This window comes from Bacillus sp. JKS001846 (genome assembly GCF_900176455.1).
GTDB lineage: Bacteria > Bacillota > Bacilli > Bacillales > Bacillaceae_G > Bacillus_A > Bacillus_A cereus.
This window is the reverse complement of sequence record NZ_FWYG01000001.1, coordinates 1,918,349-1,936,537: the sequence shown is the minus strand read 5'-3', so window position 1 is coordinate 1,936,537 and position 18,189 is coordinate 1,918,349. Positions and strand designations below refer to the sequence as shown.

The window sequence follows — 18,189 nt, the reverse complement described above, 5'->3', positions numbered from 1 at the left end:
CCCTTTTGAAATGTAATCTATTCACTCTACATAACCCTCTTAAACATCTTCTCCAACTCATAAGTAGAATGATGCACAAGAATTGGTCTTCCGTGCGGGCATGTGTACGGGTTTGTTGTTGTACGTAGTTCTTCCAGTAAAGCAAATATTTGATCGTTCGTTAAATATTGATTCGCTTTAATGGATGCTTTACAGCTCATCATGATGGCTGCTTCTTCACGTAACTTTTTAATATCAACTTTTTTTAGTTTAACAACTTGCTCCATCATTTCATCGATGATTTCTGTTTCTTGTCCTTTCGGGAACCATGTTGGATGCGAGCGGACGATAAAGGATTGATGGCCGAATTGTTCTAAAAATAGCCCGACTTTTTTTAGTTCTTCTAACTGCTCTTCGACACGTAAAAATTCAGTAAGAGATAGATCAATACGGTACGGTACAAGTAACTCTTGTACTTCTTGCGCTACTCTTCCTACTTTATCACGGAAGTATTCATAATTAATACGTTCCTGCGCGGCATGCTGGTCAATCATATATAATCCTTTATCATTTTGAGCGAAAATATATGTTCCATGCATTTGTCCAATTGGATAAAGCGGTGGTAAGTCATTCCCGTTCATCTCAATCTCTTTTATTTCCCGAACTTCTTCTTCTAATTCCTCTAGTTCAAAGTCCTCTTCATTACTGTCCCACGATTTCTCTTCTTGAATTGGCTCTTCGATTATCGGTTTAGTGGATGGTTGCCAACTTTGTTCTTCTCTCACGAGCGACTGTGGTGGTTGCCATTCTTGCTTCGGTGGTTGCCAAAGCTGCGCAGGCTGTTTCACAGCCTGCGGTTCTTCTTGTTTTGCATCCATGCCAGTCGGTAAAACGATGTCCGGCATAGATGGTTCTTTCGGCTTCGCATGCTCAAACTGGAACTGTTCTTGCACACTTTCGTCTTTTTCTTTTTTCTTCGTTGTTACACCTGCATCTGGAATAAGCTGTATTTTTTTAAATGCAGCTTGCAATGTTTCTTCGATCAGCTTTAGCAATTCTTGTTCTTTACTAAAACGAACTTCTAATTTCGCTGGATGTACGTTAACGTCAACTAGCATTGGATCCATTTCAATCGATAAGAAACCAATTGGATACCGGCCAACTGGCAGTAATGTATGGTATCCTTGCTGAATTGCTTTCATTAATACAAAGTTTCGAACGTAACGACCATTTACAATCGTTGACATATAATTACGAGATGCTCTCGTTACTTCTGGTAATGTTACATAACCTTTAATTGTAAAGTCTAAAGATTCAGCTTCAATTGGAACAAGCTTCTTCGCAACTTGAATACTGTAAATCGATGCAAGTACTTGTCTTACATCACCGTTACCTGACGTATGAAGCAATTTCTTTTCATTATGAAATAGTTTTAACGATACTTCTGGATGTGACATTGCAATACGATACACGATATCTGTAATATTTCCGAGCTCTGTATGAATGGTTTTCATATATTTAAGACGTGCTGGTGTATTAAAGAATAAGTTTTGTACTGTAATATCTGTTCCTTTTCGGCTCGCAGTCTTCTCTTGCTTTATAATGTCTCCACCTTTAATAATAAGGTGTGTACCAGGCGCATCACCTGTGCTAGTAATTAATTCTAATTCACTAACTGAGGCAATACTTGGCAATGCCTCACCGCGGAAACCGAGTGTTCTTATGCGGAACAGATCGTTTTCATCTTTAATTTTACTCGTTGCATGGCGTTCAAAAGCGACGATACAGTCTTCTTCTGCAATACCATCACCATTATCAATGATACGAATTTTCGATAACCCAGCTTCTTCTAAGTGGATTTCAATAGATGTACTATTCGCATCGATAGAATTTTCCACAAGTTCTTTTACGACTGAAGCAGGGCGCTCTACTACTTCCCCTGCCGCAATTAAGTTAGAGAGTTGGTCATCGAGTTTGCGAATTTTCCCCATCTACTTACTCATCCTTTCTTTAACTTTTTCTGTAAGCGATACAATTCGTTCATCGCTTCTAAAGGTGTCATATCAAGTAAATCGATTTTTTTAATTTGCGCCAGTACTGCTGTTTCTTTTTGATCTAGCAGAGGCTTTTCTTGTTTCTTCGAAGACTGTTCTCCTCCAAAGAAAGATAGTTGCGATTCTTCTTCAGTCTCTACTTTCGTTTCCTGTATTTCTGCTATTTCTTCTTTTACAACTACAGGTTCTGGAGTAGCTTCTTGTACTTTCACTTCTACTCGTTTTGGAATAATAATTTCTTCCTGTCCTTCTAGCTGTGCTAACACTTCTTTCGCACGAGCGATTAGGCTATCTGGAAGCTCCGCAAGTTGCGCAACGTGAATTCCGTAACTTTTATCAGCTGCTCCATCTTGAATTTTATGAAGGAATACTACTTTTCCATTCTCTTCAATTGCTGAAACGTGTACATTTTTCAGTTGATCTAAACTCTCTTCTAACACCGTCAATTCGTGATAATGCGTAGAGAATAACGTTTTTGCACCAATTTGGTCATGAATATGTTCAATAATCGCTTGTGCAAGTGCCATACCATCATACGTAGATGTACCGCGTCCAATTTCATCGAATAAAATTAAACTTCTTTCTGATGCGTTTGCAATTGCATTTTTCGCTTCTAACATTTCGACCATAAATGTACTTTGACCTGAAATTAAATCATCCGCTGCACCAATTCTCGTAAAGATTTGGTCAAATACAGGTAATACTGCTTCTGTTGCTGGTACGAAACAACCGATTTGCGACATAACCGTTACAAGTGCTAATTGTCTCATATACGTACTTTTACCAGACATGTTCGGCCCTGTAATTAAAAAGACATCCATATTCTCTGGCATAATACAATCATTCGGTACATACAATTTCCCGTTCAATACTTTTTCAACAACAGGATGACGACCATCTTTAATAAAGATTTCGCGCTTCGTTGTCAGTACAGGTTTTACAAACTGTTCTTCTTCACTAACTGTCGCAAAACTTTGCAGTACGTCTAATTCACTAATTACTTTCGCTAAATGTTGTAATTTCGGAATAAATACTTTTACTTCTTCACGAAGTGCTGTAAATAAATCGTATTCTAGCTGTACAATTTTTTCTTCAGCTTCTAAGATTAACGTTTCTTTTTCTTTCAGTTCATCTGTAATGAAACGTTCAGCATTAGCAAGCGTCTGTTTACGCTCATAGCGACCTTCTGGAAGTGCTGCAAGATTCGCTTTCGTTACTTCAATGTAGTAACCGAAAATACGGTTGTATCCGATTTTTAACGATTTAATTCCGGTAATATCACGTTCTCTTTTTTCAAGCTCAGCAATCCACGTTTTCCCGTTTTTACTAACGTAACGATATTGATCAAGCTTGTCATTATAACCATCTTTAATAATATCTCCATCTTTAATCGAAAGCGGTGGATTTTCTTGAATACTTCTTCCTAGTAATTCTGTTAAGCTCTCACATGGATCTGCACCTTGAATTAATCTCGCTGCATACGCGTTATCTAACAAACTAATCGCTTCTAAAATAGCTGGTACTTGCAGTAAAGATCGTCTTAACTGTAATAAGTCCCTTGCATTTACGTTACCGAATGCAACTTTCCCTGCTAAACGTTCTAAATCATATACTTCTTTTAACTTTTCTTTTAAATCTTCACGTAAGAAGTAATCATTTACAAACGTTTCAACCATTTCTAAACGCTCTTCAATTCTTTCTTTCTGTATAAGTGGACGTTCCATCCACTGTTTTAACATACGACCACCCATAGCTGTTTTCGTCTTGTCCAATAACCATAATAGTGATCCTGTTTTTTCTTTCGTTCGAAGTGTTTCTGTCAGTTCTAAATTTCGCTTTGAATGTACATCAATTTTCATAAATTGATTCGTATAATAAATTTCTACTGGTTGCAAATGATCTAAAGAACGTTTTTGCGTTCTTATTACATAGTTAAATAAACGTCCAACTGCTTTAATTAATTTTGCTTGTGAAACATTTTTCACAAGCTGTTCTAATCCTTCCGGAATTGCCGTTGCATCTTCATACGAAATCGTCATTTTCAATGTTTCAGTTAACTTGTTTAGTTCATCTTTAGAAAATGAAGAATCAACAACAATTTCTTTCGAACCAGTTGCATACACTTCTAATAAAATATCTTCTACTGAACCAGTCAATAACGTTACTGTATTTTGTCCAGTCGTTAAGTCGTTACAAGCTAATGCATATGATCCATCTTCAAAATGTGTTAATGCGGCTAAGAAGTTATTTTCTTTCTCATCAATTGTACGCCCTTCCATCATCGTTCCTGGCGTAATTAATTGTACTACTTCACGACGTACTACACCTTTAGCTGTTTTCGGATCTTCTACTTGCTCACAAACAGCTACTTTATATCCTTTTTCAACAAGTTGTTCAATATAGTTTTTAGCCGCATGATACGGTACACCGCACATTGGTATACGTTCACTACTACCGCCATCTCGGCTCGTTAATGTAATTTCAAGTTCATGAGCTGCTTTTACAGCATCCTCAAAGAACATTTCATAAAAATCGCCTAAGCGAAAAAATAAAAAGGCATCTTGATAATCTGCCTTAACCTTTAAATATTGCTGTATCATAGGCGTATATTGAGTCATACTTTTCCTCCATAATTCTTACATGATAATCTATTTTCATATATGTCGCATTTCACGGACACTCTTATCTCCTATTTCAGGAGTCTTTCTTCATTATAACATATTTCATAAAGAATCATGTTCATTCAGCGCCACTTATGTAAAGTAAAAAGCTAGGAAGAACTTCTCCCTAGCTTTCTATTACTCTTCTTCTGCATCAACGATAAAGTTCGGATCTAATTCTTCAAATTCATCATCAGCAATTTGGAAATCATCATCTGATTCTACGCAGCCTTCAGGATTTACACTTACACAAATTTTCGTTTCTCCAACTACTTCTGTTACAAATTCACGTTCTACAGTTACAACAATTTTATTACCATTTGGTGATACAAGTGCTTCTAAACAATTTGGCGGCTGAATAACACGAGCAATAATTTCTAAATCGTCACCAGAAAAGTTTTTATCACGATAACCAATACTTACTTCGTCCGTGTAGTTCACACGTTCTGTTACAACTTCAGTCTTTGTATTTCCATCAAATGAATACCAAGTGTTCACATCATAGAAACCTTCAATTTCCACATGTTTTCCATTCTTTCTTGCTTCGTACGAGTGGTTAATTACCCAGCACCCTAAAATACTTGTTGGCTCATTATTCGATTCACATGTATGCGTTGACTTTGTATACTTACGTCCTTTTCCAACCACTGCTTTTGTAATAATCTCTCTAAATTCGGACATTCGTAACCCTCCTCAATCACTATTCACTTAATCATATGCGTGACAATAGCGGAATGTGTCATTCTTTTTTTGAGAAGAACTTACGTTTAATCCACAAAAAAAAAAGAGATGTCAATATGACATCTCTTTAACAACCACAATTTCCTTTTTTACTTTCTACCGCTGCGCCAGTTTCACCCTTTAGTACATCGCCACCAGTTGAAATTAATATTTCATCTGTTACGTTGTTAGAAATTGTACTAGCAACTAACTGTAATAAGTCATTTACGTATGTTTGTGAAGATTTAAATTGTTGTACGACTGGAATACTGTCTAACTTATCTTGCAATGCATCAATTTCAGCTTCTACCTTTTTTAAAGCTTCCCATTTCCCGTAATGTTGCAAGTTTACTGCTTGTTTTTGCAGTGCTTTAATTTCATCGATTGCGCGCTTTACATTTTCATTTTTATGAATTTGCGCCTCTGCTTTCTTAAAAAAATCAACTTCTTCTGTTTCAGAAATCATTTTTGCTAATTCTTTCGCTTGTTCAACAATGTCATCTTTCGAATATACTTTCATCTATTATTTCACCTCAATCGGCTCTTCAACTAATTCCCCGTTAAGAGACCAAGTTTTTGCTTCCGTTATTTTCACTTTCACAAGCTGACCAATTAAAGATTTTGAAGCGACGAAGTTTACAAGTTTATTCGTACGAGTATAACCTGCAAGTACTTCCGGATTATTTTTACTTTCCCCATCAACTAACACTTCTACAATTTGACCTTTGTAACGACTATTCTTTTCAATTGCCAACGTATTTACTAGTGTATTTAAGCGCTGAAGACGTTCTTTCTTTACTTCCATCGGTACATTATCTTTCATTTTTGCAGCTGGTGTACCTTCGCGAGGAGAATAAATGAATGTAAAGGCAGTATCAAACCCTACTTCACGATATAACGACATCGTTTCTTCAAATTGCTCATCTGTTTCATTTGGAAAACCAACGATAATATCTGTTGTTAATACTACATCTGGAATTGCTTCTTTAATTTTTCTTACAAGTTCTAAATAATGCTCACGCGAATATTTACGTGCCATAATTTTCAGCATATCTGTACTTCCAGATTGAACTGGTAAATGGATATGTTCTACTAGGTTGCCACCTTTTCCAAGCACTTCAATTAAGTGATCATCGAAATCACGTGGATGGCTCGTTGTAAAACGAATACGGGCAATATCAACTTTACGAAGTTCGTCCATTAAATCGCCAAGACCGTATTCTATATCTTCAAAGTCTTTACCATATGCATTTACGTTTTGTCCAAGTAACGTAATTTCTTTATAACCATTTGCAGCTAAATGACGAATCTCTTGGATAATATCTTCTGGACGTCTACTTCGCTCTTTTCCGCGTGTATACGGTACAATACAATACGTACAGAATTTATCACAGCCATACATAATATTTACCCAAGCTTTAATATCACCACGACGTACTTTCGGAAGATTTTCAATTACGTCACCTTCTTTTGACCATACTTCAACTACCGTCTCTTTCGAGAACATCGCATCTTTTAGAATGTACGGTAATCTATGAATATTATGCGTTCCAAATACCATATCTACATGCTGATTTTTTTGCATAATTTTATTTACAACAGATTCCTCTTGAGACATACAACCACATACACCAATTAAAAGGTCTGGATTTCTTCGTTTGAGTGACTTTAAATGGCCTAGCTCACCAAACACCTTATTTTCAGCATTTTCACGAATTGCACAAGTGTTTAATAAAACTACATCTGCATCCTCAGTTGAAAAAGTTGGTTCATATCCAAGTGCTGTGAAAATACCTGCCATTACTTCCGTATCATGCTCATTCATTTGACAACCATATGTACGAATATAGAACTTTCTTCCTGTACCAAAATTGCGAAACTCTTCAGGTAAGCCAAAATCCCGTTCAATTTTAACTTCTTCTTTTCCACGCTTTTTCGCATCCTTTAAGGAAGGTGGTTGATATACACTTTCAAAGTATTGACTATAATCTTTCTCTTCTTTTTTCGTAGAGGAATTTGCTTGTTGACTTGCTAATCGTTGTTGCTCGTTCATCGGTAATCTCCTTTCACCCTTAACTATACACACTCTATAGTCCATTTTAATGCGCTTAGACTCACCTCAAAAATGGTTAGATAGCTGGAGAGATAACTTGTCCTTTGAAACTTGAGTAATCAATCTAATCATTCATAAGAATGAAGTCTTCCCCACGCAAATAGACATTCCCTTTTTATCATTTCTTGTTGTCCTACCCAAAAGCATATTGCTTTATCCCTATAAACATTACCATAGTATGACGTGTTTCGCCAATCTTAACAATACAAAGGCCTTTTATTACCTTACATTTCATAAGCAATGAACTTGCCATTTTCATACAACGATTTATATATTATTTTATCATTCTGAATTTTCTAAGTAAATAAGGCTACCCTATATTTTTGTACATAAAAAAAGGTTGCCAAATCGGCAACCTTTTTTCTTACATTACATAAATTCAGCAACAAGCTCATCAAACATTTTCTGATCCATATTTAAATCAGATTTCACTAAAGGCTCTTCACTATAGCCTTTAACAAGTTCTTGATATGATGGTTGCTTAGTATTTTGATAAATTAACCCTGTTACTAAACCGTTATTTTCCATTAAAGTTTGCATAGCCATCATGCGATTAGATGGATCATATCCCTCTACTGTGCTTAGTTTCGTTAAGTTCTCTTTAAACCAATCGTAAGTATTTACTTTATTGTAAGTAACACATGGGCTAAATACGTTAATTAATGAAAATCCTTTATGGTTAATACCAGCTTCAATAATTTGTGTTAATTCTTTTAAATCACTCGAAAAGCTTTGCGCCACAAATGTCGCACCAGCTGTTAAGGCCATTTCCATTACATTTAGTGATGGTTCAATTGAACCTTGTGGTGTGCTTTTCGTTTTAAATCCAGCTTCACTACGTGGTGAAGTTTGCCCTTTTGTTAATCCATAAATTTGGTTATCCATTACGATGTACGTAATGTCGATATTACGACGAATAGAATGGATTGTATGTCCCATACCAATCGCAAATCCATCACCGTCACCACCTGAAGCGATAACTGTTAAATCACGATTTGCCATTTTCACACCTTGTGCAATCGGAAGGGCACGACCATGAATACTATGCACACCATATGAATTAATATAACCTGAAATACGGCCTGAACAGCCGATACCAGAAATAACAGCAAGTTCATCTGGATTTAGGCCAACGTTAGCTGCCGCACGTTGAATTGCAGCTTGCACTGAGAAGTCTCCGCAACCTGGGCACCAGTTTGGCTTTACACTGTTACGAAAGTCCTTAAATGTTGCCATTTAATACAACCCCTTTTTTGCATTCGTTGTAAATCTCTTTCGGCAAGAATGGGTTTCCATCATATTTTAAAAGACTAGAAATTTTCTCACCATTACCAAGATTCATTTTCATAATGTTAGCAAGCTGACCTGTTGCATTGTTTTCTACTACTACAACACGCTTCGCCTTTTTCACAAGTGGATCGATTTCAGCTGTTGGGAACGGGTGAATTAAACGCACATGAGCATGGTTTACTTTCATACCCTCTTGTTCTAAACGCGTCATTGCCTCTTCGATCGCACCACGAGTTGAGTTAAATCCAACAAGCAATACGTCTGCTTCTTCATGCTTAACATTTTTATAAACAGGGGTATTAAACTTCAAGTTCTCCATTTTACGGAAACGTTTGTCCATTTGATCTTTACGGTTTATTGCTGATTCCGATGGTTTTCCAGTTTCATCATGTTCTACACCTGTAACATGGTGAACACCATTTTTCATACCAGGTAAAACACGTGGTGAAACGCCGTCTTCTGTTACTTCATAACGCTTGAAGTATGCTTTATTTTCACGTTCTGGTAATTCTGCTTCTAAATCAAGCTTACCACGACGAATTTCTACTTTATCTAATTTAAGTGGTTCTACTGTTTGTTTTCCTAACGAAAGCTGTAAATCTGTTAAGAAAATAACAGGAACTTGATATTCTTCAGATAAGTTAAATGCTTCTACAATGTCATAGAAAGCTTCTTCAACTGTACTTGGCGCCATTACGATTTTTGGAATTTCACCATGCGTACCGTAAATCATCGCCATTAAGTCAGACTGTTCTTGTTTCGTTGGTAATCCTGTACTTGGGCCGCCACGTTGTGTATCAACAATTACTAATGGGGTTTCTGTAATACCTGCTAAACCGATTGCTTCCATCATTAATGAAAGACCTGGACCAGCAGATGCCGTTAATGTACGAACACCAGCATAGTTTGCACCGATTGCCATTGTACAAGCTGCGATTTCATCCTCAGTTTGGATTACTGTTCCGCCGACTTTCGGTAATTTTTTAATTAAGTATTCCATAATTTCTGATGCAGGTGTGATTGGGTATGCTGACATAAAACGAGCACCACCAGCTACCGCACCAAATGCGATTGCATCGTTTCCAATCATAAACATGCGTTTTTTACCATCAGCTTTTTCAAGCTGCATCATGTTTACTTTCTCACCTAGTAATTCTTTCATATATTGAGAGCCGCGTTTAATTGCGTCCATATTCTTTTGAACGACTTGCTCTCCTTTACGACCAAAGATTTCTTCAACAACATCTAAATAAGCTGTTTCATCTAATCCTAATACTGCACTTGATGCTCCAACAGCAACCATGTTTTTCATTAATGATGTGCCTAATTCTGAAGCAATATCTGTAAACGGTATCACATATAGATTTACATCTGTATTGTCAGGTATTGTTGGATTAAATTTCGCATCCGCAACTACAATTCCACCTGGACGTAGTTCGTGGAAATTAAAATCGATTGTTTCTTGGTCAAAAGCAATTAAAATATCTAAATCATCTGAGATCGCTCGTACTTCTGTTGTACTTACACGAATTTTATTATTTGTATGGCCGCCTTTTATACGTGATGAGAAGTGGCGGTAACCGTATAGGTAATATCCTAATCGGTTTAATGCAATACAGAAGATTTCTCCTGTACTTTCAATTCCTTCACCTTGTTGGCCTCCAACTTTCCATGAAAGTTGACTAATCATCTCCTACACCCCTTTTGGCTGCATTCATTGTAGTGTATTTTTTTACAGTAATAGTTTAGCATTTTTTATGCAAATAAACTACAACGGACGCAAATTATGCCTCTTCTGATTTCCCTGAATCTTTAGTATAAAGCTATTTTGTTTTTCATTCTAGTATTAGGTCTTAAAAAAAGCAATAAAATCAAATGAATTAATTTTAATTTTTCTGAATTTTAAATCAGAATTTAAAAACTCATATGTTCTACAAAATTATCATATAAAAATCGTTCTACAGTAGATGCAGCATAGTGTTTACAAAGCTCATTCATTACATTTTCATAATCTCGATACGCTGATACATTTACAACTGTATCTACAATCCCATCAAAATCTGAACCAAACCCTATATTGTTTTCTCCACCTAGCAAGCAAATATATTCGATATGTTTTATTATATCTGCTACATTCGCTTGTTTTTCATTTGTTAGAAACTGCGGTACAAAAGTGACACCAATCATGCCATTTCGCTTTATAAGAGCTTTAAGTTGTTCATCGTTTAAATTACGTGGGTGCTCGCAAAGTTTCATACAATTTGAGTGGGAAGCAATAGGATTTTTTGCAATCTCTATAACATCCCAAAAACTTCTTTCATTCAAATGAGACACATCAGTCCATACATGTAACGTATTCAGTTCTTGTACAACATGTTTACCAAAAGTCGTTAAACCCGCCCCACGTGTCTCTAGCGCACCATCAGCTAAGAGATTGGCATAATTCCATGTTAGTCCAAAAGAACGTACTCCTAGGCGATACAACAACCGTAATTTCATTGCATCTTTTCCAATTGTTTCGCATCCTTCTATTGTTAATATCGCTCCAATCTCGTCCTGTTTTAATATGTTAATATCATCTTTTGTCTGAATAAACTTCACACCTTGTAGGGATAAAATTTCATTATAAAAAATATCTACCATTTGTAATGCTACTTCAAATCGGTTTTCATATGCCACTGTTTCTGGTACATATATAGCAAAACATTGTATACTTCCTTTTCTTCTCTTTAACTGTTCAAATGTAATATGTAATTGTGAATCATCTTTAAAATTCCTTTTCCCTTGTGCACTCCATAACTGAAGAAGCACGTCACAATGAGCATCAAAAATTTTCATTTTCATTCCTCCATTATAAAAACAACCTGTTTGCATACTGCAAACAGGTTGTTTAAACTTAACGAGGTTCTACAATTAATTTTATTGCTGTACGCTCTTCGCCATCAATCATAATATCTGTAAACGCTGGGATACAAATCAGGTCCAAACCACTAGGCGCTACAAATCCTCTTGCGATTGCTACTGCCTTTACAGCTTGGTTCAATGCACCTGCACCAATAGCTTGAATTTCTGCTGTTCCGCGTTCGCGAATAACACCTGCAAGTGCACCAGCTACAGAATTAGGGACCGACGTTGCTTTAACTTTTAATATTTCCATTCCGCGTTTCCTCCTCGTTTCTTTAAAAAGTATTAGCAATTATTTCACTTTAACTTATATTCACGAGGAATGGCGCGTATTCCTGCTAAATTTTCGTAATTTTTCTAAAAAATTAAAATATAATAACTTATCTAAAATTTGACGGAAATTTACTCAAAAAATGGTTGATCGTCATTAATTAAAATACGTTCAATTTTCTTTGCTTTTCCTGTATTTGGATCCACATCAATTAACACTGCACTTAATTGCGTTCTGCCATTTGTTACTTCAAATCGTACTGGTAAGTTTGTTAAAAACTTCTTCAATACTGCTTCTCTGTCCATACCTAATATTCCGTCATACGGCCCTGTCATCCCAACATCTGTAATGTATGCCGTTCCGCTTGGTAAAATACGGTTATCCGCTGTAGGGACATGCGTATGCGTACCTACTACTGCTGTAGCACGTCCATCTACATACCAACCTAGCGCTTGTTTTTCACTTGTAGTCTCCGCATGGAAATCAACAAATATAATATTCGTACGTTTTTTCGCAATATTAATTAATTCATCCACTTTACGGAATGGACAATCAATTGGAGGAAGGAAAGTACGTCCTTGTAAATTAATAACTGCAACTTCTGTTCCATTACAGTTCACAAAGATAAGTCCTTTTCCTGGAGTTCCTTCTGGAAAGTTAGCTGGTCTTGCAAGATATTTTGCATCATCGATGAATTCAAATACTTCACGATTATCCCAAGCGTGGTTTCCAAGTGTAACTGCCTGCGCCCCACACTCTAAAAAGTTTCGATATATTTTTTCTGTAATCCCACGGCCACCTGCTGCATTTTCTCCATTAATGATTGTTACTGTAGGTGTATATTTTTTCTTTAATGCCGGTACGTATTGTTGAATCATACCTCTACCAGGAGATCCTACTACATCCCCAACAAATAATATTCTCATATGTCTTACCCTTTCTATGTACTGCATTTTTTATTGCTATAGCATCAAGTAAATTCCTTATAATATCTTTATTATAAGTTTGTTTCACTTTTATGCTATATAACTAACTGTCTTTATTTTATCCAATTCCAACACAAAAAAATAAAGTGGTGTTTCACCACTTTATTTTGCGTATTCCACTGCACGTGTTTCACGAATAACAGTTACTTTAATATGCCCTGGGTAATCCAGTTCATTTTCAATACGTTTTCGGATATCACGAGCTAAACGATGAGCTTCTAAGTCATCGATTGTATCTGGTTTTACCAAAATACGAACTTCACGTCCTGCTTGAATTGCAAATGATTTTTCAACGCCTTCATAAGACTCTGAAATCTCTTCTAACTTTTCAAGACGACGAATATAGTTTTCAAGTGTTTCACTACGAGCTCCCGGTCTTGCAGCTGATAAAGCATCTGCTGCTGCAACTAAAACTGCAATGATAGAAGTTGGTTCTGTGTCACCATGGTGAGATGCGATACTGTTTATAACTACAGGATGCTCTTTATATTTCGTTGCAAGTTCAACACCAATTTCAACGTGGCTACCTTCTACTTCATGGTCAATCGCTTTTCCGATATCATGTAATAGACCTGCACGTCTTGCTAGTTTTTCATCCTCGCCAAGCTCTGCCGCCATAAGTCCAGTTAAATATGCAACTTCCATAGAGTGTTTTAAGACGTTTTGACCATAACTTGTACGGTATTTTAAACGACCTAAAATTTTAATTAAATCTGGATGTAATCCATGAACACCCACTTCAAACGTTGTTTGCTCTCCGACTTCGCGAATATACTCGTCCACTTCACGTCTTGATTTTTCGACCATCTCTTCAATACGCGCTGGGTGAATACGTCCGTCCTGTACTAGTTTATCAAGAGCGATACGAGCTGTTTCACGACGAATTGGGTCGAATCCAGAAAGGATTACCGCCTCTGGTGTATCATCGATAATTAAGTCAATACCCGTTAACGTTTCTAACGTACGAATATTACGACCTTCACGCCCGATAATACGTCCCTTCATTTCGTCATTTGGAAGATTTACAACCGAAACGGTTGTTTCAGCAACATGATCAGCTGCACATCTTTGCATTGCAAGAGATAAAATCTCTTTTGCTTTCTTATCCGCTTCTTCTTTCGCGCGAACTTCACTTTCTTTTACCATAACAGCGATTTCATGAGAAACTTCACTTTCTACTTTACCAAGAATAATTGCTTTCGCTTGTTCGCGTGTCAGATTGGAAATGCGCTCTAATTCTGTTTGTTGCTTTTGAACTAACTCTCCCACTTTGCTTTCCAACTCTTCAATCTGTTGTTGTCTCGCTACAAGAGATTCCTCTTTCTTCTCTAACTGTTGCTCGCGTTTATCGAGCGTTTCGTCTTTACGATCAAGGTTCTCTTCTTTTTGCATTAAACGATTTTCTTGTTTTTGTAATTCGCTTCTACGGTCACGAATTTCTAATTCAGCTTCTGTACGAAGTGTATGAATTTCATCCTTTGCTTCTAAAAGCGCTTCTTTCTTAAGTGCTTCAGCATCACGATTCGCTTCGTCTAAAATACGTCTCGCTTCATTAGCTGCACCATTAATCTTCGCTTCAGCAATAGACTTTCGAACAAAAAAGCCAACAACTGCACCGACTGTTGCAAGCAAAATGGAGATGAGTATCCAAACTGTACTCGTCATGATTTCACCTCCCCTTGCTATGAATGAAAAAAGACTGTCGGCATGTACATTGAATTACAACATACAGCAAAGACCGTCGTCCCGCTTTTTTAAGGGACTTTCTTCATTTCACAATTAAAATGTCATATTATTATTTCGGTAAGATTTAAACCTTACTCCGAATATTACTTCTCTTCTTGAGAAGAGTATATTGTATATAAGAAAAAATATACATTCTCATTGTATCTATCGTAATTTTCATTGTCAAGCGTTGTCTACTTTTACTTTCTTTACCTTCAGCCTTGAATGTGACCTAAATTTAAAAAGTAAGGAGCCTACTATACTGGAAAACCTTAGTAATTCCCATTTCTTTTCCTTAAAATATTTAAATATCCTTCTTTACACAACCCATTTGAAGTAAAAAAATATTTTTATCTATAGTATTATGCTCCTTAATAGTAGATAAAAAAATAAAAGACACGAGACCGTGTCTTTTATTTTTTTAATCAAGAAGAGTTGAATCTTCTGCGCCCTCAGCACCAGAATCTTCACTAATTCCGTGATGCTCACGAATAAAGAAGGCAATTTCTTCTCTTAAATCTGTATTTTCTTTTAAGAACTGCTTCGAATTTTCACGACCTTGTCCTAGGCGTTCTTCATTATAAGAATACCAGGCACCGCTCTTTTGAACAATATCAAGCTCAGAAGCCATATCCAAGATTTCACCTTCTCTTGAAATACCTTCTCCGTACATAATATCAACTTCCGCAACACGGAATGGTGGTGCTACTTTATTTTTCACTACTTTTACTTTTGTTTTATTACCAACAATGTCGTTACCTTGCTTTAATTGCTCCGCACGACGCACTTCAAGACGAACAGTTGAATAGAATTTCAACGCACGACCACCTGGAGTTGTTTCTGGGTTTCCGAACATAACCCCAACTTTTTCACGAATTTGGTTAATAAAGATTGCAATTGTTTTTGATTTGTTGATTGCTCCTGAAAGCTTACGAAGTGCTTGTGACATTAAACGTGCTTGTAAACCTACGTGTGAGTCACCCATATCGCCTTCAATCTCTGCTTTCGGTACAAGAGCTGCTACAGAGTCAATTACGATAATGTCAACCGCACCACTTCGTACAAGTGCTTCCGCGATTTCCAATCCTTGCTCCCCTGTATCAGGCTGTGATAATAGTAATTCATCTATGTTAACGCCTAATTTTTGTGCATATACAGGATCCATTGCGTGCTCCGCATCAATGAATGCTGCTTGTCCACCTTGACGTTGTACTTCTGCAATTGCATGTAATGAAACTGTCGTTTTACCTGAACTTTCAGGTCCGTAAATTTCGATAATACGGCCACGTGGATATCCGCCTACTCCTAGTGCCACATCAAGTGCTAAAGAACCACTAGAAACCGTAGAAACTCTACGCTCCGCTTGTTCTCCTAATTTCATAATTGAACCTTTACCGAATTGCTTCTCTATTTGTTTTAACGCCATATCTAACGCTGCTTGACGATCACTCATTCAAAATTCCTCCTTAACTGAATTGCTAATCTTATTATACCTATTTTCAATTCAATTTGCCAACAAAAATCGAACATTTATTCGATTTTTTTATTTTCTATCAAATAATATCTAAATTTAACCGTAAAAAAAACTAGAAGAAACTTATATCTCTTCTAGCTTTTTATATAAATGATAAAATCCATATTTTGCTGTTCGTTCTCTAATTTGTTGACGACTTCCGCTTAAATTAAGAGGAAAGACTACAGTTGGTTCATCCTTAATCGAAAGCCCAACAAATACTGTTCCTGGTTCTTTCTGTTCTGAAGCATCTGGCCCTGCTACCCCAGTGAAACTAATTCCGATATCCGCTTTTAATACATCCTTAACATTTTCAGCAAGATAACGAGCACATTCTTTACTAACTGCACCATCAGTATGCAACACTTCTTCAGGCACACGTAAAACATGTTGCTTCACATCATTATGATAACAAATGACACCGCCTTTAAATACAGAAGAAACACCAGCGTTTTCAGTTACTTGATTTCCAAAAAGACCACCTGTTAAACTTTCTGCACACGCTAAAGTTAACCCTTTTCTCTTCAATAACTCGATTGCCTTATAATGCAAAAATTCTTGGTCATATCCGTAGAAAAATTCTCCTACTCTTTCTAAAATCAAATCTTCCACATGTTGAATTAATTTCTCCGCTTCGCTAACACTTTGATGCTTAGCGGTTAAACGTAATGTCACTTCTCCATCATTTGCTAACGGGGCGATTGTTGGGTTTGTTTGTCCATCAATTAAATCTTGCACTTTCACCTCTAATTGGGACTCCCCAATACCGAAGAAACGAAGCACACGAGAATAAATGTTTTCTCCTGTTGTAAAATTACGTAAAAAAGGCTCTACGTAACTTACATACATTGGTTTCATTTCTTTTGGCGGCCCTGGTAATAAAATATAAACTTTTCCGTTCTTATTTACCCCCATACCAGGCGCCATACCGTGGTCATTTGCAAATACTGTTGCTCCATTTAAAACGAGCGCTTGCTTTTTATTATTCTCCGTAAATTCACGGCCTGTACGCTTAAAGTAATTACTTATTAAGGCTAATGCCTTTTCATCATACACAAGCTCTTCATCTAAACTAGCAGCTATCGTTTCTTTCGTTAAATCATCTTTTGTTGGTCCTAATCCACCTGTAAAAATAAGTATATCAGCACGTTCTTCCGCAGCTTCAATCGCCTTTTGCAATCGCTTATTATTATCACCAACAACAGTATGATAGTACACGTTAATTCCGATTGAAGCTAACTTTTCAGATAAAAACTGGGCATTTGTATTTGCAATTTGTCCAAGTAATAATTCAGTTCCAACCGCAATAATCTCAGCATTCATCCCAATTCCCCCATAAACTTCTATTTTGAGTTTACAAAAGCAGCTCTATTTTTCCAGAAATAATCCCATCCTGAAATAACAGTAAAGATTAATGCAATCCATATGAAGATATCTGCAACTGGAATATGGATTAAATTTAAAGGTACATCGTGTAATAAATATGCTGCAATTGCAATAATTTGTGTCCACGTCTTAATTTTTCCTAGCTGGTTTGCTGCAACTACTTCCCCTGTTCCAGCAAGTACAAGACGTAAACCTGTTACCGCAAACTCACGACTGATAATTACAATAACAATCCAAGCCGGTACATATTGCATCTCTACCAATGTAATAAGTGCTGCCGAAACAAGCAATTTATCAGCTAACGGGTCAAGAAACTTCCCTAAATTCGTTACAAGATTATACTTTCTTGCGTAATGTCCATCAATCCAATCTGTAGCTGAAGCAATGATAAAGATAAGTGCCCCCACTAAATGTTGAATTGGCAAATCAACATCACCAATTTTGTATGAACCCCAATCAAAGGGCGCTAACATAATTACCATAAAAATTGGAATTAAGAAGATTCTAGATATTGTAATTTTATTTGGTAAATTCACAGCTATTCCTCCATCATATCAAAAACATTTGTTCATCGAAAAAAAGTCATCG

At 36.5% G+C, this 18,189-nt stretch carries 14 protein-coding genes; all 14 read right to left on the bottom strand.

All coding sequences use genetic code 11. The annotated features are described in order from the left end of the window. Positions 1–26 precede the first annotated feature (26 nt). The 14 genes from mutL to pgsA all read right to left on the bottom strand — a co-directional run bounded on the left by mutL (position 27) and on the right by pgsA (position 18,137). A complete protein-coding gene (gene mutL, locus B9A45_RS10570) occupies positions 27–1,970 on the bottom strand; it encodes a DNA mismatch repair endonuclease MutL (protein ID WP_000516463.1) in 1,944 nt (647 codons plus the stop codon). An 8-nt stretch (positions 1,971–1,978) separates the two neighbouring features. Continuing rightward, a complete protein-coding gene (gene mutS / locus B9A45_RS10565) occupies positions 1,979–4,651 on the bottom strand; it encodes a DNA mismatch repair protein MutS (RefSeq protein WP_084064017.1) in 2,673 nt (890 codons plus the stop codon). Between the two features lie 180 nt (positions 4,652–4,831). Continuing rightward, positions 4,832–5,374: an outer spore coat protein CotE gene (gene cotE / locus B9A45_RS10560; RefSeq protein ID WP_001288799.1), complete on the bottom strand. Its 543-nt coding sequence runs from the start codon at positions 5,372–5,374 to the stop codon at positions 4,832–4,834. A gap of 127 nt (positions 5,375–5,501) precedes the next feature. Beyond that, positions 5,502–5,933 carry a YlbF/YmcA family competence regulator gene (locus B9A45_RS10555; RefSeq protein WP_000870461.1) on the bottom strand — a complete coding sequence of 144 codons (432 nt, stop codon included), beginning with the start codon at positions 5,931–5,933 and terminating at the stop codon, positions 5,502–5,504. Positions 5,934–5,936: 3 nt separating this feature from the next. Further along, positions 5,937–7,466, bottom strand: coding sequence for a tRNA (N6-isopentenyl adenosine(37)-C2)-methylthiotransferase MiaB (gene miaB, locus B9A45_RS10550; protein ID WP_084064016.1), 1,530 nt, complete (start codon positions 7,464–7,466; stop codon positions 5,937–5,939). Between the two features lie 429 nt (positions 7,467–7,895). Then, positions 7,896–8,762: a 2-oxoacid:ferredoxin oxidoreductase subunit beta gene (locus tag B9A45_RS10545; RefSeq protein WP_000190155.1), complete on the bottom strand. Its 867-nt coding sequence runs from the start codon at positions 8,760–8,762 to the stop codon at positions 7,896–7,898. Continuing rightward, positions 8,749–10,506, bottom strand: coding sequence for a 2-oxoacid:acceptor oxidoreductase subunit alpha (locus B9A45_RS10540; protein WP_000625417.1), 1,758 nt, complete (start codon positions 10,504–10,506; stop codon positions 8,749–8,751). The genes B9A45_RS10545 and B9A45_RS10540 overlap by 14 nt, the downstream gene beginning before the upstream one ends. Before the next feature lie 224 nt (positions 10,507–10,730). Further along, the gene (locus B9A45_RS10535) at positions 10,731–11,654 is read right to left on the bottom strand and encodes a dipeptidase (protein WP_000688044.1); all 924 of its coding nucleotides are present in this window, start codon (positions 11,652–11,654) and stop codon (positions 10,731–10,733) included. 58 nt (positions 11,655–11,712) lie between these two features. Next, on the bottom strand, positions 11,713–11,973 hold the full coding sequence (spoVS, locus tag B9A45_RS10530; protein WP_000404341.1) for a stage V sporulation protein SpoVS: 261 nt from the start codon (positions 11,971–11,973) through the stop codon (positions 11,713–11,715). A 149-nt stretch (positions 11,974–12,122) separates the two neighbouring features. Then, the gene (locus tag B9A45_RS10525; RefSeq protein WP_001221095.1) at positions 12,123–12,917 is read right to left on the bottom strand and encodes a TIGR00282 family metallophosphoesterase; all 795 of its coding nucleotides are present in this window, start codon (positions 12,915–12,917) and stop codon (positions 12,123–12,125) included. A gap of 162 nt (positions 12,918–13,079) precedes the next feature. Next, a complete protein-coding gene (gene rny, locus B9A45_RS10520; protein ID WP_000204911.1) occupies positions 13,080–14,642 on the bottom strand; it encodes a ribonuclease Y in 1,563 nt (520 codons plus the stop codon). A gap of 481 nt (positions 14,643–15,123) precedes the next feature. Continuing rightward, a complete protein-coding gene (gene recA / locus B9A45_RS10515; RefSeq protein ID WP_001283860.1) occupies positions 15,124–16,155 on the bottom strand; it encodes a recombinase RecA in 1,032 nt (343 codons plus the stop codon). A gap of 144 nt (positions 16,156–16,299) precedes the next feature. After that, the gene (gene cinA, locus B9A45_RS10510; RefSeq protein WP_084064015.1) at positions 16,300–17,538 is read right to left on the bottom strand and encodes a competence/damage-inducible protein CinA; all 1,239 of its coding nucleotides are present in this window, start codon (positions 17,536–17,538) and stop codon (positions 16,300–16,302) included. 20 nt (positions 17,539–17,558) lie between these two features. Beyond that, complete coding sequence (pgsA, locus tag B9A45_RS10505) at positions 17,559–18,137, bottom strand: CDP-diacylglycerol--glycerol-3-phosphate 3-phosphatidyltransferase (protein WP_001052967.1); 579 nt, start codon at positions 18,135–18,137, stop codon at positions 17,559–17,561. Between the last annotated feature and the right edge of the window lie 52 nt (positions 18,138–18,189).

What these genes read in the sequence shown, in the direction of transcription:
- B9A45_RS10540 (WP_000625417.1), bottom strand. Translation starts at nt 10,506, where the DNA reads ATGATTAGTCAACTTTCATGGAAAGTTGGAGGCCAACAAGGTGAAGGA.
- spoVS (WP_000404341.1), bottom strand. Translation starts at nt 11,973, where the DNA reads ATGGAAATATTAAAAGTTAAAGCAACGTCGGTCCCTAATTCTGTAGCT.
- recA (WP_001283860.1), bottom strand. Translation starts at nt 16,155, where the DNA reads ATGAGTGATCGTCAAGCAGCGTTAGATATGGCGTTAAAACAAATAGAG.
- B9A45_RS10525 (WP_001221095.1), bottom strand. Translation starts at nt 12,917, where the DNA reads ATGAGAATATTATTTGTTGGGGATGTAGTAGGATCTCCTGGTAGAGGT.
- cinA (WP_084064015.1), bottom strand. Translation starts at nt 17,538, where the DNA reads ATGAATGCTGAGATTATTGCGGTTGGAACTGAATTATTACTTGGACAA.
- cotE (WP_001288799.1), bottom strand. Translation starts at nt 5,374, where the DNA reads ATGTCCGAATTTAGAGAGATTATTACAAAAGCAGTGGTTGGAAAAGGA.
- B9A45_RS10545 (WP_000190155.1), bottom strand. Translation starts at nt 8,762, where the DNA reads ATGGCAACATTTAAGGACTTTCGTAACAGTGTAAAGCCAAACTGGTGC.
- rny (WP_000204911.1), bottom strand. Translation starts at nt 14,642, where the DNA reads ATGACGAGTACAGTTTGGATACTCATCTCCATTTTGCTTGCAACAGTC.
- B9A45_RS10535 (WP_000688044.1), bottom strand. Translation starts at nt 11,654, where the DNA reads ATGAAAATTTTTGATGCTCATTGTGACGTGCTTCTTCAGTTATGGAGT.
- miaB (WP_084064016.1), bottom strand. Translation starts at nt 7,466, where the DNA reads ATGAACGAGCAACAACGATTAGCAAGTCAACAAGCAAATTCCTCTACG.
- mutS (WP_084064017.1), bottom strand. Translation starts at nt 4,651, where the DNA reads ATGACTCAATATACGCCTATGATACAGCAATATTTAAAGGTTAAGGCA.
- B9A45_RS10555 (WP_000870461.1), bottom strand. Translation starts at nt 5,933, where the DNA reads ATGAAAGTATATTCGAAAGATGACATTGTTGAACAAGCGAAAGAATTA.
- mutL (WP_000516463.1), bottom strand. Translation starts at nt 1,970, where the DNA reads ATGGGGAAAATTCGCAAACTCGATGACCAACTCTCTAACTTAATTGCG.